Source organism: Thalassospira sp. GO-4 (assembly GCF_023588965.1).
Lineage (GTDB): Bacteria > Pseudomonadota > Alphaproteobacteria > Rhodospirillales > Thalassospiraceae > Thalassospira > Thalassospira povalilytica.
The window spans coordinates 520,556-541,136 of the sequence record NZ_CP097807.1 but is presented as its reverse complement, the minus strand read 5'-3'; the positions used below and the strand labels follow the sequence as shown (position 1 = coordinate 541,136).

The 20,581-nt window shown below is 54.3% G+C and carries 19 protein-coding genes and 3 tRNA genes; 8 read left to right on the top strand and 14 right to left on the bottom strand.

What is annotated here, in order from left to right:
• Positions 1 to 33 precede the first annotated feature (33 nt).
• The 3 genes from M9H61_RS02635 to M9H61_RS02625 all read right to left on the bottom strand — a co-directional run bounded on the left by M9H61_RS02635 (position 34) and on the right by M9H61_RS02625 (position 1,488).
• Entirely contained in the window at positions 34 to 561 is a 528-nt protein-coding gene (locus tag M9H61_RS02635; RefSeq protein WP_068519277.1) for an adenine phosphoribosyltransferase, read from the bottom strand.
• A gap of 161 nt (positions 562 to 722) precedes the next feature.
• Positions 723 to 980, bottom strand: a complete 258-nt coding sequence (locus M9H61_RS02630; protein WP_101246035.1) for a hypothetical protein — start codon at positions 978 to 980, stop codon at positions 723 to 725.
• Between the two features lie 244 nt (positions 981 to 1,224).
• Positions 1,225 to 1,488 (bottom strand): hypothetical protein, encoded by a 264-nt coding sequence (locus M9H61_RS02625; RefSeq protein ID WP_250283218.1) that lies wholly within the window; start codon positions 1,486 to 1,488, stop codon positions 1,225 to 1,227.
• Between the two features lie 275 nt (positions 1,489 to 1,763).
• Here M9H61_RS02625 and M9H61_RS02620 point away from each other — a divergent pair, with 275 nt between their 5' ends.
• The 4 genes from M9H61_RS02620 to M9H61_RS02605 all read left to right on the top strand — a co-directional run bounded on the left by M9H61_RS02620 (position 1,764) and on the right by M9H61_RS02605 (position 6,222).
• On the top strand, positions 1,764 to 3,476 hold the full coding sequence (locus tag M9H61_RS02620) for a methyl-accepting chemotaxis protein (RefSeq protein ID WP_250283216.1): 1,713 nt from the start codon (positions 1,764 to 1,766) through the stop codon (positions 3,474 to 3,476).
• A gap of 184 nt (positions 3,477 to 3,660) precedes the next feature.
• Positions 3,661 to 4,431, top strand: coding sequence for an ABC transporter substrate-binding protein (locus tag M9H61_RS02615; protein ID WP_250283215.1), 771 nt, complete (start codon positions 3,661 to 3,663; stop codon positions 4,429 to 4,431).
• 292 nt (positions 4,432 to 4,723) lie between these two features.
• A complete protein-coding gene (locus tag M9H61_RS02610) occupies positions 4,724 to 5,518 on the top strand; it encodes a motility protein A (protein WP_068519272.1) in 795 nt (264 codons plus the stop codon).
• 11 nt (positions 5,519 to 5,529) lie between these two features.
• Entirely contained in the window at positions 5,530 to 6,222 is a 693-nt protein-coding gene (locus M9H61_RS02605; protein WP_250283213.1) for a flagellar motor protein MotB, read from the top strand.
• 84 nt (positions 6,223 to 6,306) lie between these two features.
• On the opposite strand, the gene M9H61_RS02600 is transcribed toward M9H61_RS02605, so the two are convergent.
• From M9H61_RS02600 to M9H61_RS02590, 3 genes are all read right to left on the bottom strand, one after another.
• A complete protein-coding gene (locus M9H61_RS02600; protein ID WP_250283210.1) occupies positions 6,307 to 7,131 on the bottom strand; it encodes an MBL fold metallo-hydrolase in 825 nt (274 codons plus the stop codon).
• 88 nt (positions 7,132 to 7,219) lie between these two features.
• Positions 7,220 to 7,966, bottom strand: coding sequence for an S-adenosyl-l-methionine hydroxide adenosyltransferase family protein (locus M9H61_RS02595; protein WP_250283208.1), 747 nt, complete (start codon positions 7,964 to 7,966; stop codon positions 7,220 to 7,222).
• Positions 7,967 to 8,086: 120 nt separating this feature from the next.
• Positions 8,087 to 9,487 (bottom strand): tetratricopeptide repeat protein, encoded by a 1,401-nt coding sequence (locus M9H61_RS02590; protein WP_250283206.1) that lies wholly within the window; start codon positions 9,485 to 9,487, stop codon positions 8,087 to 8,089.
• A gap of 366 nt (positions 9,488 to 9,853) precedes the next feature.
• Between M9H61_RS02590 and M9H61_RS02585 the strand changes: the two genes are divergently transcribed.
• The 3 genes from M9H61_RS02585 (at position 9,854) to M9H61_RS02575 (ending at position 14,231) form a co-directional block, all read left to right on the top strand.
• Positions 9,854 to 11,116, top strand: coding sequence for an EAL domain-containing protein (locus tag M9H61_RS02585; protein WP_068519267.1), 1,263 nt, complete (start codon positions 9,854 to 9,856; stop codon positions 11,114 to 11,116).
• 152 nt (positions 11,117 to 11,268) lie between these two features.
• Positions 11,269 to 12,636 (top strand): DNA polymerase IV, encoded by a 1,368-nt coding sequence (locus tag M9H61_RS02580; RefSeq protein WP_250283204.1) that lies wholly within the window; start codon positions 11,269 to 11,271, stop codon positions 12,634 to 12,636.
• A gap of 179 nt (positions 12,637 to 12,815) precedes the next feature.
• Entirely contained in the window at positions 12,816 to 14,231 is a 1,416-nt protein-coding gene (locus tag M9H61_RS02575; protein ID WP_250283202.1) for a sensor histidine kinase KdpD, read from the top strand.
• An 11-nt stretch (positions 14,232 to 14,242) separates the two neighbouring features.
• Here the strand turns inward: M9H61_RS02575 and M9H61_RS02570 are convergent.
• The 6 genes from M9H61_RS02570 to M9H61_RS02545 all read right to left on the bottom strand — a co-directional run bounded on the left by M9H61_RS02570 (position 14,243) and on the right by M9H61_RS02545 (position 17,150).
• A tRNA-Glu gene (locus M9H61_RS02570) sits at positions 14,243 to 14,318 on the bottom strand.
• 39 nt (positions 14,319 to 14,357) lie between these two features.
• Positions 14,358 to 14,433, bottom strand: a tRNA-Glu gene (locus tag M9H61_RS02565).
• 35 nt (positions 14,434 to 14,468) lie between these two features.
• Positions 14,469 to 14,544: transfer RNA gene (locus tag M9H61_RS02560), tRNA-Glu, on the bottom strand.
• 235 nt (positions 14,545 to 14,779) lie between these two features.
• Positions 14,780 to 16,030, bottom strand: coding sequence for an MFS transporter (locus M9H61_RS02555; RefSeq protein WP_114112709.1), 1,251 nt, complete (start codon positions 16,028 to 16,030; stop codon positions 14,780 to 14,782).
• Between the two features lie 140 nt (positions 16,031 to 16,170).
• Positions 16,171 to 16,947, bottom strand: a complete 777-nt coding sequence (locus M9H61_RS02550) for an ABC transporter substrate-binding protein (RefSeq protein WP_170310142.1) — start codon at positions 16,945 to 16,947, stop codon at positions 16,171 to 16,173.
• Positions 16,944 to 17,150, bottom strand: coding sequence for a hypothetical protein (locus M9H61_RS02545; protein ID WP_170310141.1), 207 nt, complete (start codon positions 17,148 to 17,150; stop codon positions 16,944 to 16,946). The genes M9H61_RS02550 and M9H61_RS02545 overlap by 4 nt, the downstream gene beginning before the upstream one ends.
• A 359-nt stretch (positions 17,151 to 17,509) precedes the next feature.
• On the opposite strand from M9H61_RS02545, the gene M9H61_RS02540 reads away from it, so the two are divergent.
• On the top strand, positions 17,510 to 18,037 hold the full coding sequence (locus tag M9H61_RS02540; protein ID WP_250283200.1) for a hypothetical protein: 528 nt from the start codon (positions 17,510 to 17,512) through the stop codon (positions 18,035 to 18,037).
• 79 nt (positions 18,038 to 18,116) lie between these two features.
• Here the strand turns inward: M9H61_RS02540 and recJ are convergent, their stop codons facing one another.
• Positions 18,117 to 19,907: a single-stranded-DNA-specific exonuclease RecJ gene (recJ, locus tag M9H61_RS02535; protein ID WP_250283198.1), complete on the bottom strand. Its 1,791-nt coding sequence runs from the start codon at positions 19,905 to 19,907 to the stop codon at positions 18,117 to 18,119.
• A gap of 85 nt (positions 19,908 to 19,992) precedes the next feature.
• Positions 19,993 to 20,526, bottom strand: a complete 534-nt coding sequence (locus M9H61_RS02530; protein WP_206927430.1) for a peroxiredoxin — start codon at positions 20,524 to 20,526, stop codon at positions 19,993 to 19,995.
• Positions 20,527 to 20,581 lie beyond the last annotated feature (55 nt).

The window sequence follows — 20,581 nt, the reverse complement described above, 5'->3', positions numbered from 1 at the left end:
GAAATTTCAAAGATCCGGCGGTATTGGGCCTGTTCAGTCGCCTTCGAACTCGACCAGATGGAATTCCTCGATACCGCGATCACGGATCTTTTGCGCCCCGCCCAGATCGGGCAGATCAATGATAAAGGCACAGGCGGCAACTTCTGCGCCAACCTTTTCAACCAGATCAATTGCCGCCAAGGCAGTTCCGCCCGTTGCAATCAGATCATCCATGACAAGAACACGGCTGCCCGGCTTGATCGCATCCTTGTGGATTTCAATCACGTCGGTTCCGTATTCCAGTTCATATTCCACACCGATGGTTTCGGCTGGCAATTTGCCCTGTTTACGGATGGTGACAAACCCCACGCCCAGAGCAAGTGCCACCGCCGGACCAATGACGAAGCCGCGTGCTTCGATCCCGGCGATCATGTCGATTTTCTTGTCCTGAAATTCTGCAGCAAAGCTGTCGATGACTTCGCGCAGGCCGTCAGCATCTTCAAACAGGGTCGTGATGTCGCGGAACATGATCCCCTTTTTCGGGTAATCAGGAATGGTACGGATCAACGACTTAATCGACATGGGATACTCCGGCCAGCTTTCAGGTGGTTCGCATATCGCGCACACAGAACCCGGTCATATCCGGGCTTGCTGCGCATACGGCGACACTTGATGCCTGAAAGCTGCCGGAATGGCAAGCTTCATCAAAAAGCTGCACCAACGGCCGGAACGCCAAATTGCGTTCAGGCGGCGTGCGGTGTCATTGTACGTCCTTGGGCAACTCCCTGGGCACGTACATGGGCACGGTGGTTTTGCGTTCGCATTGCGACGAAATCATTTGCCAGCTTTTTGCTGATTTCCGCGCGTGTTCCGCGCGGCAGTCCGGTTTGGGCGGCCTGGCGATTGCCCCAGACCGCACGGTAAAGGCGGTAATCATGGTCATTGATCTGACCGAATACTTTTTCGACTTCCATCAGAGTTTGGACGTAACTCTTTTTCATGTCAGCCATCCTGTTGCTCGTTAGGCATTCGCACATCATTGCGGCGAAGGAAATGCACCGTTTGCCGATGCGCTTTTTACAGCAGCGATATAGTCCGGTGTTCGTGGCCACTCAACTGCATGACGGTGACAAGATCAGGAAGATTTTGTGACAAACTGCCCCAATTGCAAAACGGCCCGCTTTTCGCGATGAAAAGCAGGCCGTTCAGGATGTTTTTTTCAATCGCGAGCAAACGCGACGGGTATCAGTTTACGGTTTTTGCCGCATGTATCTTGGCTTCTTCGTCGATCTGCTTTTGCAGCGCATCGCCATACTCGCCATAGATCCGCCCTTCGAGCGACAGCTCAAGAAAACGGATATAGTCGTTCTGATCGGTAATCTTGGCGCGTGCGACTTCGATCACGTCAAACGGGCTTGCGGCATCCAGATCGTATTTACGGATCAGACCCAGCATTTCCGCGGTGATCTGATCAAGCTTTTTGCGGGTGTCGCTATAGGAAAGCGTCATCAGCCGGTCCTGTTCATTGCAGTAGGTTGGGTGCGATACTTATTGGCCTGCTTATGCCTTTTCCATCACATCAAAACAAGCCCTGTGCAGTCTGCTTGGGGATCAATCGCGCACCCATTGCGCATCGAGTTGCCCCCGAACCGTCCCGATATCATTGATGACTTGAGTCATATCAAGGCGGGACTTTGACGATCATGCATTGTTCCAACCATTCAGGACAATGCGAAACCGGCCGAACAAGGTGTCTGTTTCCGTCATCGCACCGGGGAATGAACATGAAAATTCTGTCTGCCTTCAATGCAATGGGCATACGCAAACGCTTTATGTGGGCATCGGCATTTGGCGTGACGTCAACCGTTGTCATTGCGCTTTTGATGATGACCGTGGTTGAAGAAAACGCGATGGACAGCAAGTTGCGTCAGCTCAGCGAAAATGAACTGACCTCATTGCATGCGCTGATCGTTAATGTCATGGCGGCCCGCCCCGATGATGTCGATGATATCGGCATTCATGTCTTCAATAACTGGTTTGACAGCCGCAATGCGGATTATCCCGGTGAACTTTGGTCGGCCTGGGGACCAACCACACAGGCATATATGGAAGAATACGGCGACAAGCCGATCAAAACCCCGCGCGACGACATTGATATCGAAGCCATCGAAACAGGCAAACTGATCGGGCGCTATACCGAAAACGGCACCTATCGCATGTCGATGCCGATTGTCCTTGGTGAAACCAAGGGGGCCGACCGCGAGGTTTGTTTTAGTTGCCATGGCGCGATGGATGCCCAGAAAGGCGACGTGATTGCCGTTCTGTCTTCAAGTCTTTCGGTTGCCGCCGAACAGGAAAAAACCAACAAAATTCTGATCGGCATCGTTCTTGGCGGTCTGGCCATTGCCATCGCCACCATTATTGGCATGCGCATATTGCTGACCCGGATCGTAACCGCACCGCTTTCCGATCTTGGCCGGGACATGACCGAACTTGCCCAGGGCAATACCGATTTTGACATCAACGCCCTGTCGCGTCGGGACGAGATCGGGCGCATGGCCAAATCGGTCGAGGTATTCCGCACCAACGCCATTGCCAAAAAACAGATGGAAGCCGAACAACAGGCCGCCTCCCAGCGGCGTGAAGAACGGATGAAAAAGCTTGAACAGCATATCGGCAATTTCGAAGGCGTCATTGCCAAGATTGTCGGTGCCGTATCAAGTTCGGCCGGTAAAATGCAAACCACCGCCAACGGTCTGGTTGAAACCGCCGACCGCGCCAGCAAAAGTGCAACCACGGTTGCCGCCGCCTCCGAACAGGCCACGGTAAATGTGCGCACCGTCGCCGATGCAGCCGACCATCTGTCTTCTTCCATTTCCAAAATTGGCGAACAGGCAGATGCCTCCACCCGGGTTGCTGCGGAGGCATCACGCGAAGCCGAACAATCATCGGAAACGGTTCAGGGCCTTTCGGAAGTTGCTGGTCGTATTGGCGAAATCGTCGCCCTGATCAGCGACATCGCCGGACAGACAAACCTTCTGGCACTGAATGCGACGATCGAGGCCGCCCGGGCCGGCGAAGCCGGCAAAGGCTTTGCCGTGGTCGCAGCCGAGGTCAAAAACCTTGCCAACCAGACAGCCCGCGCCACCAACGAAATTGCCGATCAAATTACCGCCATTCAGGAAGAAACCGGCAAAACAGTCAGTTCCATGGCCGATATATCGGATGTGATTTCGCGCATCACCGAAATGGCTCATACCATTTCAACCGCGGTCGGTGAACAGGCCAACGCCACGGACGAAATCGCGCGAAATGTCGAACAGGCCGCTGTCGGCACCCAGGAAGTCAGTAGCAATATTGAACAGGTCAGCAACACCGTTGCCGATACCGATCACGCTGCTCATCAGGTTCTTGATGTCGCGCGTGAACTTGGGTCCCTGTCTGATGATTTGCGCTCCGAAGTTGACCGTTTCCTTGCCGACATTCGGGCCACCTGACCCAGACATCCGCTTTCAAAACGGGTACATTCCGATAGTGATGCATCTGGCGACAGAACATCCCGCACAGGTTGTTTTGTCGCCAGTCTTGTATTTTGGCCCCTGCAGGCAAAAATGAAGATTTATGCAAAACATTCCGGCATCTGGCACACCATACCGGGGACGGCCCCGCAGATTTTCGTTCATGCTGATTGCGATATGGGCAACCATGCTGCTTTGGGCGCCTGATCTGTATGCGTCGGATAACCGGCTGCGCAAAAGCTGCCATCAGCTGATTGTTTCCGGCCACATTGATTATCCCCCCTTCAACTATACCGAACATGAAACCTTTCGCGGGGCGTCGATTGATCTGATCCGTCTGATAGCCCGCAAAATCGGGGTTCGCGTTGAAATCCGAAATGTCGGCCCGTGGATACGGGCGGTAAAGAACCTGACGGACGGGGATATTGATCTTCTGGTGGCGATCTATAAGACGCCGGAACGCGAAGCCCGTTATCTTTATACCCTGCCCTATGCCGAAGACCCGATTGTCATGTTTACCATGGCCGATGCGGCATTTGATTTCCGCGACTGGTATGATCTTGTCGGCAAGGTCGGCGTTACCACACGCGGCGACAGTTGGGGGGCTGATTTTGATCAGTTCATCGAACAACATCTGACGATGATGCGGGTCAATACAACCGACCAGATGATCGACATGATCGCCCGAAAACGGGCGAATTATGGTGTCCAGGGGCTTTATACCCTTCAACGATCCGAACGGCGCGCGTCCCTTGGCACCGACATCACCATTTCAAACACGCCGATAAAATCCGAAAAGATGTATATGGCCTTTTCCAGATTGTCGCCCTGTCGCAATCTGATCGACAAGGTCAATGCCGCGATCACCGGTTTTGAAAAAGACAAAACGATCGCCCGGCTGATTTCAAACTATGTCCACCGCAACGGTTCATGAATGTTCATGGCTGTTCCGGACCGCGCGGGTCCGTCTTTGCGTTGTTTTAGATCCTTTTTCGATCTGCCAAGCCATTGAAACCAAGGCACAACGCACCGCATTAGACTTTTGTTAAATTCGAAATTAACCAGAACTCAAGCTTTTATGGACCTATTCTTACGTAAAAACTTATAGAATAATTATAATTACGGGCAGGATCGCGACATTACCCCGATACGGTTGGTTGTCGGGGAAACGACAGCTCGACGGATCGAAAGGTCGACTGATCGACGCTTGGGGGATTGTGGGAACAATGTCGTTTACGACGATTTTGGGCATAATGGTTGGCCTTGGTCTTTTTGTCGGATCGATCTTTATTTCGACCGACAACTACCTTGTATTTGTCAGCCTTTCGAGCGCGCTGATGGTGGTTGGCGGCACCCTGGCCGCGACCTTTATTGCCTATGAGGCGCGCTATGTTCTGTTGGCGCTTAAACTGATTTTCAAGATTTTCCGTGCCCCGCAAATGGGCCGCGGGCAACTGACCGGTGAAGTCGGCCGGGTTGTCAAATGGGGATACCTCCTTCAGAAAAAGGGCATCAACGCCCTTGAACAGGAAGCCGAACGCGTCGCCAAGGACGAACCGTTTCTGGGCTGGGCGATGGAAGTCGTGATAACCGGCTATAACGGTGATGAAACCGCCGAAATGCTTCACAACGCCATTGATAATGCCTTTGGCCGCAATCTTGTGCCGGTCTCGATCCTGAAAAGCATGGCCGCCGCCGCCCCGGCATTTGGCATGATCGGCACATTGGTCGGGCTTGTGATCATGCTTGATAAAATGGCCGATGACCCGACATCGCTTGGCGCCGGACTTGCCATTGCGTTGATCACCACGCTTTACGGGATTGTGGCTGCGCGATTTTTCTTTTTACCCGCGGCCAGCAAAATTCAGCAGCGCGAAGAAATCATGCGGTTTCGCAATTATCTGATTGCCGAAGGCCTGATCATGCTGGCCGATCGCAAAGGCCCGCGCGCCATTCAGGATCGCATGAATTCGTTCCTTGATCCGGCCATTCACTTCAACATCGACAAATCTGCGAAATAGGAAAATCTGCCATGGCCCGCCGCAGAAAGGGTATCCCCCGCACCGTCGAAGAAGAAGTCAACGAAGACTGGCTTGCCACCTATGCCGATGCCATCACTCTTTTGATGGCGTTCTTTGTCATGCTTGTCAGCTTTTCCAAAGTTGAATTGCCGGTGTTTGAAAAAGTCCAGGCCGGTATCGCCGAGCAGATCGGCAAACGCGATGTGGTGCGTCCGACCCAGGTTCTTGAAACCGATCTCAAGGACGTTGTGTTCAATATGGCCATGGACAGTGCGGTCAATGTATCGACCGACGACGAAGGCATTCTGATGGAAATGGGAAGCGGCGCCTTCTTTCAGCCGGGATCGGCCAATCTGACCAAGGATGCTGTCCTGTTCCTCAAAGACGTTGCGGATCTTTTAAAAGAACCCCGCTATCTCGGCTTTCAGATCGAAGTCACCGGCCATACCGATGACAGCCCGATAAGCTCCCCGCGCTTTCCATCGAACTGGGAATTGGCGGCGGCCCGTGCGATCGCCGTTGTCCGCTTTTTCGGGGCATTGGGTGTTGACCCCGACCAGAAACGCATGCGGGCAATATCATATGGCGATACCAAACCCAAACTGCCAAACAATGACGATGCCGGCAACCCGATCGAAGAAAACCGTCAGGCAAACCGCCGCATTGAAATCCGCGTATTCCCGAAATATTCACGGGTTTTCTGATCTGCCTGGCATCAGCTTGCTCCACGGGTGACTTGATAGTTCAAGGAAACATCTGACGTCCCAGGCGGGCAGCATCCAGCAAGCCTATTCGATCACCACCACCATCTCGTCACGGGCAGCAAAGGCGCCGGACCAGCTTGATTTCGCCTGTTGTTCAATGGCGGTCATCGCGGCGTCATTATGGTCCGGATCATGATGGAACAGCGCCAGCCGTTTCGCGTTGGCGGCACGACAAAGACGAATGCCTTCCTGCCAGGTGGAATGCCCCCACCCGATTTTTTGCGGGAATTCTTCGTCGGTGTAGGTGCTGTCATAAATCACCAAATCCGCATCCCGGATGAAATCGAGAATAATTTCATCAGGCTTTCCCGGTTCATGTTCGGTATCGGTGACATAGCAAACCGCCTGTCCGCCATGTTCGACCCGAAATGCGGTTGCACCATTGGGATGGCGCAGCGGTGCGGTGCGAATAACAATCCCCTCGCCCGGATGAAGATCATCACCGACAGTAAAATCCTCGAATGTCAGTTTTGACTGCATCGCCGAAAGCGGCACCGGAAATGTCGGATTGGCCATTTGCGCGGAAAACACACGTTCAACCCCGCCCTCGTCGGTCAAATGCCCGGCCATGACATGAAAGGCCGCCTTCGGGTTATAGGCCGGAACGAAAAACGGAAATCCGTTGATATGATCCCAATGGGTGTGGGTCAGAAAGATGGTGGCTTCGGTCACCTTGCGCCGGATCAGGTCCTTACCAAGGTTGCGAATGCCGGTCCCGGCATCAAAGATCAGCACCTTGCCCGCGACCCGCATTTCCAGACAGCTCGTATTCCCGCCATACACCACATGGTCGGGCGACGGACAGGCAATGCTTCCGCGAACTCCCCAGAATTTAACCTCAATCGACATTCAAAAGACCCCGTCCATCCGTTGACAGTGCGATACGGATCAATGCTGTAACATCCTTGAAAGATAGCATTTTATTTTCACAAACCAATCAGGGATTGCGCAAATTTGCCGGTGTGACGCAAACCTTTGTTCCGATCTCCGCATCAAACAGCCGGTCTGCCCGCCCGCAATTGACGGCAATTTCACATAAACCGATCGAATTGCCATAGTAGAAAGGCTTGCCCACCGGCACGTCCGAAAATGTACGCGCCATTGGAACGGCCTGATCATTCACAGCGACCGTATCATCCGGTCCGCATGCGCGAAGTCCGGTCATGAGGTTACCGTATGTATCAATGTAAATGACTTCATCAAGCTCATCAGGCCATTCCATGGCATCACCATAACGCTGATCCAAGGTCAGATCATGGCAGGCAAATTCCTGGCCGGTGGCAACACAGGCCGCGACCGGTGCGAAAAGATCCCGGCCATGAAAACTGGCCGAAAGGTTTTCCGGCTGCCAGTCGATACAACGCAGCTGAACATCATCGGATTTGCGGATCACCATTTCAAACAGACCGTTATCGGGCCCGACATATGTCACACCGTCTGCTGTGACAACGATCCCCCTGCGTGCACTGCCCACCCCCGGATCAACAACACCCAGCACCACATCACCGCGACGAAATTCACGACGAAGGGCCGCCAGAAGATAACTTGATGCCTTGGGGTTACGATCCGGCGCATCAACCATCAGATCACAAACAGCACAATCAGGTGCATTGCGCATCACGACCGAACGCATCGTCCCGCTATAGGGACCGTTCACACCAAAATCACTGAAGATAAAGATCATCTTGCCCGTGCCTTCCCGTCGACAGGTCGACCAAAAACAACAACGCCGGTGGTTACGTTCATCCCCACCGGCGTCATTTCGATCAGTATATAGGGCATTTGGCCCGTGATGCCATGTGCACTACTTCACTTCGCAGAACTGCCCGCGACGTTTGAGTTCCGCACAAAGCGAGCTGGCCGCACTGTCACTCAGTCCCGTTGCCATCAGACGGTAAAATGTGCCCTTGCCCGGAATGCTGGCCCGGGTCACCCCATGCTGAAGCGGTACAAGCTGTGCATAACGGCCTGACAGGATTTGCCAACCGCGTTCGGCCTGCCCTTCAATGCGATAGGATGCCAGATGCACCGACTTGCTGCCACTCGCAGCAACCGGTGCGGCGGCCTTTGCCATTTCCTCGCCAGCCTGGACCGGGCGACTTTCGCCTGTCGCAACACGGCGCACCGGTTCGCCGGAATTAAGGGTCACGACATTGCCCTTGGCCGGTTCGACGATTGCCACTTCGATCGCATCACGTTCACGTTTGAATTCGTCCGGCGTAACCAGTTTCATATCTTGCAGATCCTCGATCCGCGCGATCTGGCGCGCCGCATCCATCAGGCCCTGCGGGGCGGGTGGCGGAACGGCGCGCTGGCGCGGTTGGGCGGGCAACAACGCATCAAGGATGGCGGTGCGTTCCGCCACATGTTCCTGCACCGTGATCGCCCCGATCTGAAGCGCACGGTTCAACTGATTAAGGCGTTGCTCGACCTGTGATCCATCGGGCGGCGGATTGTTCAGGAATGCCGATGGTGCGGGCTGGCTCATGGGCAGTAACGCACCAAGATTCGCCGAACGGCGTGCAGAATATTCTTCGGGCGTGATCAGGCCGGTCGATTGCAGATTGCGCAAAATCGAAAAGCGTTTTGCAATCGCCTCGTCCCCACCCGACAGTGCCGCACCGGCCGGAATGTCCATTGCGCGGGTCGGTGAACTTGTCATGACCGGCTGGGTATTGGCGGCCATCGGGGACACGGCCATCGCCGATCCGCCCCCTGTGCCAAGCCCTGACGGGCCGGTAACGATCTGATCATTGATGCTGAGCGATCCGGGAAGACCGCGTTGCAACCGTTTGAGGTTGAATTCGGCGGCATCGCGCAACGGGCGCGGCTGTGTGCCTGATGCGGTTGACATCAAAACCGTACCCGGCGGGTTCATGGCAATCAGTGTGTCATAGCCATCACGCGCACGGTCCGGGCGGTTGGTATTTTGATAAAGCACCGAACGCCACAGCATCGCATGACCGTCTTGCGGATTTTTGCGCAAGGCTTCGTCAAACAGCTTTTCGGCAGATGCATAATCCCCCGTCGCCAGTTGCTGCAGGCCAAGGGCAGTATAATTGTCATCCGCAAAGGACGTCGCTTCGTCCCAAAAGTCCTGATCCAGCAGCGGCGCACAGGCCGACACCCATGAAACCATGCCGATCACGGCAATCCCCTTGCCGATCTTCAGCCAGTTCCCGGTCCGCTTTGCGGATACCTGCATGGCGCCAATCCCCTATTGTCTAAACCATGTCCCTGGAAATCATGCGGCAACATCTGGCCCAATACCAGCGAAAAACCGGCAATGATTTCCCCATATCACATTGATTTTGCCTCCTGCTTGCCAAGAATTCGTTAAAGCGGCAATCACTGTTGCCCGGCCTTGCAAAAGCATCGATCCCGTTTGCCGATTAAATCCGTTTGGCAGTGCATCATGCCCTTGCTCTTTTATATCTATAATTCATATAAATAATGATGGTTCGCCCCATTAACCTGTGCTTCAGAACATTATGATTTGATCAAACTTCGTTCTTGGGTGTATGCAACCAACCCGTAACGATAAAAACAGTTTCTCTTTCAGGGGTCGCGCGTGATCGAACCGCAGCAATTTGGCCAACAGGCCCTTCAGGAATACCTGTTGCTGGATTATGTCCAACGGCTTGAAACCCGTAAATACGGGCACCGTGCCGTGCATATTCACCTGTCACGCATGAAACCGTTCCATCGCCGCGACTATCATATTCGCGTCGCGACCAATACCTTTGAAAGTTACGTCAAACTGTATGTCGGACGTATTTTTGTCCTGACCAACAATGATCTGATTTTCGTCTGGAAAGACAAATCGATTGCCGATGTCGAACCGGCTGTCGATACATTGCGTTATCTTTTCCGTGACGACCCCCTGTCCCAGGACGAAAGCGAAGAAACCGGTTTCTGCACCTGGTACAACCTCAATACCGAATTCCAGGAATTCCTGTTGCTGTGCCAGCATCTCGACGAGCGCGCAAAGAAGTTGCAGCAAAGCAGCAACATGCGCACCGCGATGCAGCGCGAAAAGGACGAAACCCTTAAGCCGATCAACGCGGAAAATCTCGCACAGCTTGAAGAAACAATCCATTCGGCCGATCTGTCCGAACATATCCGCCAACAGCCGGTTTGCGTTTTTGCCCATGGCGGGTCAAAGGAACTGCACCCGGTCTTTGACGAATTCTTTGTCTCGATCGCCGACTTGCGCAATGCCTTGATGCCCAATATCGATCTGGCATCGAACCGCTGGCTGTTTCAGCACATGACAGAAGTGCTCGATAAACGGATGCTCAATTATTTGTGCAAACGGACGTTCAAGACGCATGCCAGCTCGTTCTCGATCAATCTTAATCTTGGCACCCTGACCTCCAAGGATTTTGACAAGTTTGACGAGACGGTTCGACGCAAGTGGCCCGGCAACGTGATTATCGAGCTTAATCAGGTCGATCTGTTTTCAAACCTTGAGACCTATCTCAGTGTGCGTGATGACTTCCACAAGCGCGGTTATCGCATTCTGATCGATAACCTGACGGTGGAATCCCTGTCCTTTGTCGATCGCAAAAGCCTGAAGGCCGATTTCATCAAAGTCGCCTGGCGCGAAGAAATGACCGACAACGTCATCCGCAAGAAATACGGCGAAATGGATACCCTTGTTAAAAACTCGGGTCGCGAACGCGTTATCCTGTGCCGTTGTGATACGCCGACTGCGATCAAATTCGGTCAGTCACTGGGCATCACCCTGTTCCAGGGGCGCTATATCGACAATATGATCGCCCGCCAGCGCCGCGCAAAACGCGCCCAGAAGGCCGCCCAAAAGCAAAAGTAATCCTGCCTTTTCCAAGGCACCGCAAACAAGCCGGGAATTTCCCGGCTTTTTGTTTGGCCTCCTGACAGTTACTGACAGGAACCTTGGGGTTTGAGGTGGCTTTGCGCATTTCGGCCCTTGGCATTCAAGGAACAAAAGAAGTACAAATAGGCATGTTGTACGCGCTTTGCCCCGACTGCCATCACAAATGGCGACTGCATATTGACCGGCCACTGCCCAAAAGCGGTGCGGGCTCCTATGTGCCGTGCCCGGTTTGCGGATGCAAACGCGCGATTGCCCATGGCGAACTGCCAGACCTGTCGATCGGGCATCTTGATTGCGATGCGTTTTATGCCTCGATCGAAAAGCGCGACCGCCCCGAACTGGCCGATCAGCCGGTAATTATTGGCGGCGGACATCGGGGGGTTGTTTCGACCTGTTGCTATGTGGCGCGCAAATACGGGGTACGTTCGGCTATGCCCGCCTTCAAGGCGCGCGAATTGTGCCCGGACGGGATATTCCTGCCACCTGATATGAAGAAATATCAACGCGAAGGATATCGCATTCGCGACATGATGCGCGCACTTACCCCCGATATCGAACCGCTTTCGATTGACGAAGCCTTCATGGATCTGACCACGGCACAGGAAACACATGGCAAGTCCGCGGCCGAATGCCTGATTGAACTGCAATCCACCATCCGCAACGAAGCCGGCATCACGGTCTCGATCGGGCTGTCCTATAACAAGTTTCTGGCAAAGATCGCATCGGACCTGAACAAGCCATTCGGTTTTTCCATGATCGGGGCGCAGGAAGCTGTGAATTTTCTTGCCGACAAGCCCGTGCGCATGATGTGGGGGGTCGGCCCGGCCATGGAACGCAAGCTCCATCTTGATGGCATCACCCGGATCGGACAGTTTCAGGAACTTGATATCCATGCCCTTCAGGGGCGTTATGGCAGTATTGGCAAACGGTTCTATTATTTCTCGCGCGGGCAGGACAATCGCCGGGTTGAACAAAGCACCGAACGCAAAAGCCTGTCATCGGAAACGACATTCAATGACGATATCGCCGATCTTGCACAGCTTACCGATATTGCCACCCGCCTGACCGCGCGCGTGGCAAGCGACCTTGCGCGTAAGGAAATTGCCGGCCATACGGTGGTGTTGAAACTGAAATCGGCCGATTTCAAAACCCGTACCCGCAACATGCGCCTGACATATCCGACCATCCGCGAGGATGTCATTCTTGATGCGGCGCTGACTTTACTGAAAAAGGAAGTCGACGGCACGAAATACCGGCTTCTGGGTGTCGGGGTTTCCGACCTGTTTGCCGCAGACCAGGCCGACCCGGTTGACCTGTTTGCCGAACAGCCATCACCGGACAATCCCGCTGCCCCGCAAGACACCCCGACCGATGCCCCCCGCCCGCGCAAGGCCATCGAATTGCCCCGGCCCACTGCCGAACAATTGCGCGAAAGCCTGACCCGGCGGTTTCGGCTGCATAAACGCAAACCGGTCCAAAAACGGTTCCCGTTCTGAACAATTGCATCATTTAAGCTGTAATTGATTTCTCTGGTTGTTGTAATGCGGCCATTACCACCCAAAATGCAAAACAGAAGAAACTTTGACTTAGAATTATTTAATCGCGGCCACCCAGACCCGACACAGCAGGCGGCCCGCATTCGTTCGGATGGGAGTCTGAATTGTTTGGCGTTGAGTTGGATATACGTACCCTTGCCTTCATTGCCACACTGGCGGCAATTGTTCAGGCCATCACGCTGACATCGCTGTGGATGGTATCGCGGCAAGGTGCCGGCACCGTATTCTGGGCGGCCGGTGGTGTCTGTGCGGCCATCGGGTTTGTTCTTCTGGGATTCAGGGGGGCCATTCCCGATGTGATGTCCATCATCATTGCCAATACCTTTATCGGTGCATCCCATGCCCTTTACTGGCTTGGCATTGAATTCTACACCAAACGCAAACCAAACATTCTGGCCGCTGTGGCCATCATCAGTACGGTCGCACTGCTTTTTACCTATTATTGCGAAGTGGCCCCCGACATTGCCGCACGCGTCATCGTCATTTCCGTTGCTTTGGCGATCATGTCATTCGGATCGTTCCGTGCTCTGTGGTTTCAACGCAAAGGACAACGTTCGGCCCCGGAATCGGTTGTTGCCATCACCTTTGCGGCACACGGGATTTTTCACTGTTTTCGGGCGATCTATACATGGCTGGTCGAACAGGAAATCGCCAATTTCATGAACGCATCAACCGTTCACATGTTTGCCTTCCTTGACATCATCCTGTTCCTTTTGCTGACCGCAGTCGGCTTTACCGCCATGATCATTATTGCGCTCAATACATCCCTGCGCGCCGAGGCCAAGGCAAAGGACCGCCTGTTTACGGTTCTGGCCCACGATCTTCGCACCCCGTTTCAGGGATTGGCAGGCTTGTCGCTTTTGGCCCAGCAGGATCTGGTTGCCGGTAATCAGGCACAGGCACTTGGCAATATTCGCCAGTTGCATTCATCCACGTCCGAAACGCTTCGTTTTCTTGATGATCTGCTGATCTGGGGGCGAACCCTGTTTGATGCCGGCAAGGCGGAAAAGACCGAGATCGATATCGACGATCTGATCGAAACCACGATAAAGGTGTCCCGTCCGCTTCTGGAAACCAAATCGATCAATGTAGCCTACAGCCCGCAAAAACTTGTCGGGTTTGGCATCGCGCCGCACGCACAGATGATCTGCCGCAATCTTGTTGTCAATGCGATCAAATATTCCAATCCGCGCAGCACGATCTCGGTGTCGTCATCTGCCATCGGAAACAAGATCCATATCCGGGTTGTTGACCGCGGGGCTGGCGTCAGTGATCAGATGATTGCCGATTTTGCCAACAACAATGCCCCCTTCAACTCGGCCGAAGGCACATCAGGCGAACTGGGATCGGGGGTCGGATTGACCCTGTGTCGTGATTTGTGCTGGGAAGATGATGAACATATCTGGCTGGAACATAACCCGGATGGCGGTGTTATCGCCGTCTTCACGATTGCGGCAAAGCGGGTTGAAAATCCGGTCATGCAACAAAAAATGCCCGCCGATATATCGGACGAGCATCTGCTTATAAAGAACTGATCTTTATAAAATGGCGTCCCCTAGGGGATTCGAACCCCTGTTGCCGCCGTGAAAGGGCGGTGTCCTAGGCCTCTAGACGAAGGGGACACAAGGCACAAAGTGCTTATGTCGTGACTGTTTCGTTGGTGGCGTCCCCTAGGGGATTCGAACCCCTGTTGCCGCCGTGAAAGGGCGGTGTCCTAGGCCTCTAGACGAAGGGGACACATACGCACCAATCGAAGTCAGTCTGTTAACGAGTGGCGTCCCCTAGGGGATTCGAACCCCTGTTGCCGCCGTGAAAGGGCGGTGTCCTAGGCCTCTAGACGAAGGGGACGCAGCGCGTTAACGAGGCCGGTTTTTAGCGATTGGGTCGGGTCAGGTCAAGCGGCTTTTTCGCCCCTGTGACGTTTTTTTTAATCCCCCACCGAAAATAGGGCCATATACCGCCCTATCCCGGAAAAACCCGGCCTCACTGTTTAACCTGACGGTTCATTTCAACCATCCTTCTCGCAGATGAGGATATATGTCCCCACCTGCAAGACCGGCACGGATGGAAAAATAATTTCAAATCAGCTCTTTTTGCGTTTTGCCCCGAACCAGAAACTGATCCCCGCCGCGCCAAGGCCGATTCCAAGGAAGACAAACATCCATCGATAACCGTCCGGCGCGCCGTCTTCGAATTGCCCGATAATCAGACCGGCAAGCCCCTGAAGCACGAACAACCCGGCAAAGGTCGCAAGATTGACTGTGGTCAGCGCCCGCCCGATCTGCCGTTCGGGCACAGCCTGACGGGATGCGGCATAACTTAGCGTCGCACTTGATCCAAGGAACCCGTGCAGCAGCATCAGTGCTGCGGCAATACCCGTGCCCCACGGCCCGATAAAGGCCTGCAACAGGCACGTCGCAGCCCCCAGCAGCACGGCAAACACGATCAGACCATGGGTCTTTGTCGGAAGCTTGCGCGACAGCTGGCCATAGGTCGGCGGTCCAAGGATCATGCCAATCGTCATCAGCAACAGGATATTGCCGACTTCCACCGCACTTAATCCGAACACATCATGCAAATATGGTCCGCCCCAAAGTCCGCGCACGGTCAGAATGGCCGGATAACTGAAAAACGCCACCCCGGACAACAACCAGACCTGACGATTCTTCCAGACCGAAACCATGCCCTTAAGGGCCTCAAACACGGTTTCGCCTTTTTGATCGTCAGCCTGATAACCGGGCGGTGTATCGCGCACAAATAACAGATCAAGCATCACGGCCAGCGTGCTAAGCCCCGCCAGACCGTAATAGACCGTCCGCCATCCATGGGTCTCGACCAGGGCGGCAAGCGGCGTTGCCGATGCCAGAACCCCCAACAGGCTGAATGAAACAATAAGTCCCGATGCCGCAGCAAATTTTTCCGGCGAGGTCCAGCGCGCAGCCAGCACCAGTGCTGCCATAAATGCCGCCGAACAGCCAAGCCCGATGATCGCCTGCCCGATCATCAGACCAAGCACACTATGCGCGCTGGCAAAGATGATGACCCCGACCACGGTCGCCATCATCAGAAACCCGTTGGTCACACGCGGACCATACCGGTCCAGCATCACGCCGACCGGAATTTGCATCAGGGCAAAGGCAAAATGGAAACTGCCCGATACCAGACCAAGCTGTTCGGGCGTAATGGCAAGTTCTACACGCAATGGCTCGGCCAGAAGCGCCTGGGCCGAACGGAAAAACTGGCTTAATGAAAAAGCCAGAAGGATGGGCGCAAGCACCAGAATGAAATGACTGGTACGCGCAGTGTGGGGCGATTGTTTTGTGTGTTCTGTCATGATGTTATCTGGGATAATCCCATCACCGCAGAACAGCAAGCCTTTGCATCACAGCGCCCCGGATAAACACGTTTTGTGCTTTTCGCCGGGCTGTTTTGCCAACTGCTTATCGGCCAGTTTACTGGCCCATTTGACGGGACTTATTGGGCGGTGCGTGCGGTCAGATTGACCGACTGATCGCCAAGCCCGTATTGCCGGGCAATGACATCGGCCATACCGCTGCCCTGCACGATTTCAAGCGCCCTGCGCCACGGTTCGAGCGTCGCATCGGGTGTGCTTTTGGAAAAGGCAAGATACATATCATATTGCCCCAGCTCGACCGTCGGGACCACTGACCCTTTTTCAAGACCAAGCATCTCGCGCTGGAAATTCATGGCAATGTCGGATGCTTCCCACAGATCAATGCGCCCTTCGGACAGCATGCGCAAAGCATTCCCGGGCGTATAAAGTGATTCAAGGTTTTCAAACCCCATTTCACGCAGGCTGCGTTCGGCCGCACCGCCGGCCTGGACACCGATTGATCTGACCTTTCTGGCATCGGAAAGGTCGCTGACATCGATTTTGTTATCGGCCATGCGATAAAGCCAGCCGCGGGTGATAAAGATCGGCCCGACCCATTTGAACTCGTCTTCGCGTTCGGGGGTCCGGACAATGGAAAACAGCGCCGTGTCCGGTTCGGTCTTGACGATTTGCAATGCCCGCTTCCACGGAAGAACTTCAAACCCGGACTGATATCCGACCAGAACCGCCATGGCACGCACGATTTCCGCCCCTGCCCCGGCCAGTCCTTTTGGCGTGACATAATTAAACGGTGCGAAATCTTCGGTATAAACTTTGACATTGCGTGCCGCGGCAAATTGAAGCGGCTCTTGCGGCGATGCCTGTGCCGGTGTTCCCAACCAAACCAGAACAGTCAAAAAACAAAAAAATCGCCGGACAAGCGACCATCGACGAACACAGAGACTATACCGCAAAGATATAATGTTCCGCCAAAGGTTGCGTTGCGGACAGTTTCGCAGAAAATATTGTTTTTGTTTGATAAATTTGCCCACAACAAAACCAGCAGGCAAACAATTTGCGCGCCAGAAACACCATACATCTGGATTGTCAGTGGACGCATTCATATCTAGACTCAATATGGACAGGAAACTGACCCGGAAAGGAAACCGCGACATCAGACCGAAAACATCAGTCAGATCGGGGCTTCACAAACCCGTTCAAAACCATAAACGCACCAGAAGCCTAAGGTTATACTGATATAACCATATTCCAATATTCACGGGATGACCCAGTCACATGATCACGCCCGAAAAGTCGAATCGTATATCCAAAGGCAGTTGGCGCAGGAACAGTTAAAGTTGAACATGAGCAAGATTTACAACGAAAAATTTCGTCATTCAACTAAAAAAATTCGATATACCAAATATCCCTGGGTTGCGGGGCTGCCAGTTCATTCTAACAAAATTTGCAGTGCCCAGCATGACGAAGCATAATCACCCCACGCCTCTTCCGGTCCTGGATGCGGAAATGGGGGAACGTATCCGTCAAGTTGTAAACCTGTTTGACCGCAAAAAGGATGCTGCCGAAATTGCAGGCGTCATTCCCGAACAATTGAACCGTTGGTGCCAGGCACAATCTGAGCCACGCTTTGTCGGCGTTTCGCGAATGGCCCTGATAAAAGGCATCAATCTGAACTGGATTGCAACCGGAAAGGGTAAAACCGATCTTTCCGACGATATCCACCCCACCGGATCGTCTGTTGCGCCTGACACCATTCACCGGGACATGTTGATGGCAATGATCAGCGGTTTTCTGGCGGCCGAGGGCATCGACAATGGTGCGCAGATCGCGCTCGATATCCTCAAGGCCCATGACGAGATCGTCGAAAAGATCGAAAAAAATCGACACCCGATTGATTCCGGTTACATCCTTGCAGAAGCAATTTCGACCATCATCGCCCGCCACCGGAGTCGGGATTCGGCAACAAATTCCGACAGTTGCCCATAATCACAGGCGAACGCATTCACCGGCATCGCGCCGGTGATTTCGCGTTGCGGATGTTCTCCGCCCGAACTCGGACCTGATTTCAGACCGGCAAAGACACGTCATCAATAATCAGCTGAACGCCGTCACGGCCCTGCCATGTATCGCGGCGCAAATGCCCCAGAACATGCAACGGCCGACCGCCATGCTTGATCAAAGTCTGACCCATGTCATTATCAAGGCATCTGAACGCAATCGCCTTGAGCCGTCCTTTGCCATTGGCACCGGTCAGAATACAGCGCACATGATCGGCGCCAACCACATCGGCCTTTACCGCACGACAATCGACAAAGGCAAATCTGGGCTCGGCATTGCCCGCACCAAATGGGTCAAGCTTTTCAAGCGCATCAATCAGTTCAATCGTCGCCCCATGGGCATGCAGGGCCCCGTCCACCGTGATGGTGGGACGAATATCGTTTTCTTCGATGATTTTCGCGAACCGTTCTTCAAGGAAGGATTCAAACGCGTCCTGCTTTTCCGGATCAAGCGTAAAGCCCGCCGCCATGCCGTGACCGCCCCCGTTAATCAGAAGCCCGGCCTGACGTGCAGCAATAATCGCCGCACCAAGATCAATACCGCGCACAGATCGGCCCGATCCCTTATACACACCATCCACCAACCCCATGACCAGCGACGGCACGTGATAGCGATCCTTGAGACGGCTGGCCACAATCCCGATCACGCCGGGATGCCAGTCCTCGCCGCCCACCAGCACCATGGACCCGACTTTTGACCGGCCTTCCACCGCGCTGATCGCCTGATCAAGGACAATATCCTCGATCGCCTTGCGTTCACGGTTATATTCGTCAAGCTTGCGCGCGATATCTTGCGCCTGCGCCGGGTTGTCCCCCGACAACAAGGTCGTACCAAGGAAACTTTCGCCAACACGCCCGCCTGCATTCACACGCGGCCCCAGGACATAACCAAGATGATAGGCACTTGGCGTTTCATTGACCCCGGCAATATCGGCAAGTGACGTCATCCCGATATTGGACCGATGTTTCATGACCTTGAGCCCCTGGGTCACAAAGGCCCGGTTCAACCCGCGCAACGGCACGACATCACACACGGTTCCCAGCGCAACCAGATCAAGCCAGTTGCGCAAATCGGGTGCCCGAACCCCTGCCTTTTCAAGCCAGCCGCGACTGCGCAATTCACGCAGGATCGCCACACATAACAGGAACGCCACACCGGCTGCACACAGATGACCAAGCCCGCTTTCATCATCAAGCCGGTTCGGATTGACCACCGCGACGGCGGGCGGCAATTCAGGTTCGGCCGCGTGATGGTCAACCACAATGACCTCTATCCCGGCATCCCTTGCCTCTTGTAACGGGCCATAGGCCGTCACCCCGCAATCGACCGTCAGGATAAGGTTCGCACCCTTGCGCTGCAGCTCCAGCAATGCCGGGGCGTTGGGACCGTATCCTTCGGTCATGCGGTCGGGAATATGTACCGGAACGTCTGCGCCAAGCGCCCGGAAGAAACGTTTCAAAAGCGCGGTACTGGTTGCACCATCAACGTCATAATCACCAAATACCGCCATCTGCTCGCGCTTTTCGATGGCATCGGCGATGCGTGATGCCGCCATGTCCATGTCTCGCAATGACGATGGATCTGGCATCAGGTCGCGCAATGTCGGGGACAGAAAACTTTCGGCATCGTCAAGTCCGATGCCACGATTTGCCATGACCCGGCCCACGATTTCCGGCACCCCGAAGCGCTGCGAAATCGTGGTTGCCAGGCGTTCATCCGTTGCGCGCTCACGCCACCATTTCCCGGTGACGGATCGCTCGATGCCCATGAATGTCGTTTCTTTTGTGTGCTCTGTCATGCCCTATGAAATAGCGCAATCTCGGGCCAGCTTAAACCGGATAATTTGCCGATCTGAAAACTTCGTTCCCGGGCACCGGATTTCATCAGCGCGGGTTTTCACCGCACCATTTCAGGACGTTTTCGGCATCGGCGGCCGGATCATCGACCGGATAGAAAACCCGGGTGATCTTGCCATCATCAATCACCATGGTCAGACGCTTGAAAAGCCGCATGCCGCCTGCTTCGAAATCGGGCATTGCCATCGCTTCCTTAAACCGGTGATCGGCATCGGACAACAGCGCAAATGGCAGATGAAGCCGTTCGGCTGCCTCTTTCTGATAATCCGTTGTCTGGCTCGAAAGCCCGTAAAGATTTTCAACACCGACCGCGCGCAACTCGACCGCATGATCGCGGAACGAACAGGATTGCGGCGTGCAGCCCTTGGCACCGGGAATTTCATCCCAGCCATCCGGTGACGGCACGCCCGGTTCGGCCGTTCTGGGATAGGCATAAACAACAGTCCGACCGGAAAGACTTGAAAGATCGACCATCTGGTCATTGGTCGCAGACATCGGCAAAGCCGGCAGGATCTGCCCCGTCAGCCGTTCAATCACATGTGCATCACTTTCGGTATTCATGTGCGTTCCTCCCTGAGCACCATCACACCCGTTGTTCCATTGCGGTTCGGGCATT

Coding starts and splice junctions, on each gene's coding strand:
- M9H61_RS02635 (WP_068519277.1), bottom strand. CDS start 561: ATGTCGATTAAGTCGTTGATCCGTACCATTCCTGATTACCCGAAAAAG.
- M9H61_RS02630 (WP_101246035.1), bottom strand. CDS start 980: ATGAAAAAGAGTTACGTCCAAACTCTGATGGAAGTCGAAAAAGTATTC.
- M9H61_RS02625 (WP_250283218.1), bottom strand. CDS start 1,488: ATGACGCTTTCCTATAGCGACACCCGCAAAAAGCTTGATCAGATCACC.
- M9H61_RS02620 (WP_250283216.1), top strand. CDS start 1,764: ATGAAAATTCTGTCTGCCTTCAATGCAATGGGCATACGCAAACGCTTT.
- M9H61_RS02615 (WP_250283215.1), top strand. CDS start 3,661: ATGCTGATTGCGATATGGGCAACCATGCTGCTTTGGGCGCCTGATCTG.
- M9H61_RS02610 (WP_068519272.1), top strand. CDS start 4,724: ATGTCGTTTACGACGATTTTGGGCATAATGGTTGGCCTTGGTCTTTTT.
- M9H61_RS02605 (WP_250283213.1), top strand. CDS start 5,530: ATGGCCCGCCGCAGAAAGGGTATCCCCCGCACCGTCGAAGAAGAAGTC.
- M9H61_RS02600 (WP_250283210.1), bottom strand. CDS start 7,131: ATGTCGATTGAGGTTAAATTCTGGGGAGTTCGCGGAAGCATTGCCTGT.
- M9H61_RS02595 (WP_250283208.1), bottom strand. CDS start 7,966: ATGATCTTTATCTTCAGTGATTTTGGTGTGAACGGTCCCTATAGCGGG.
- M9H61_RS02590 (WP_250283206.1), bottom strand. CDS start 9,487: ATGCAGGTATCCGCAAAGCGGACCGGGAACTGGCTGAAGATCGGCAAG.
- M9H61_RS02580 (WP_250283204.1), top strand. CDS start 11,269: ATGTTGTACGCGCTTTGCCCCGACTGCCATCACAAATGGCGACTGCAT.
- M9H61_RS02555 (WP_114112709.1), bottom strand. CDS start 16,030: ATGACAGAACACACAAAACAATCGCCCCACACTGCGCGTACCAGTCAT.
- M9H61_RS02545 (WP_170310141.1), bottom strand. CDS start 17,150: ATGCGTCCACTGACAATCCAGATGTATGGTGTTTCTGGCGCGCAAATT.
- M9H61_RS02540 (WP_250283200.1), top strand. CDS start 17,510: ATGACGAAGCATAATCACCCCACGCCTCTTCCGGTCCTGGATGCGGAA.
- recJ (WP_250283198.1), bottom strand. CDS start 19,907: ATGACAGAGCACACAAAAGAAACGACATTCATGGGCATCGAGCGATCC.
- M9H61_RS02530 (WP_206927430.1), bottom strand. CDS start 20,526: ATGAATACCGAAAGTGATGCACATGTGATTGAACGGCTGACGGGGCAG.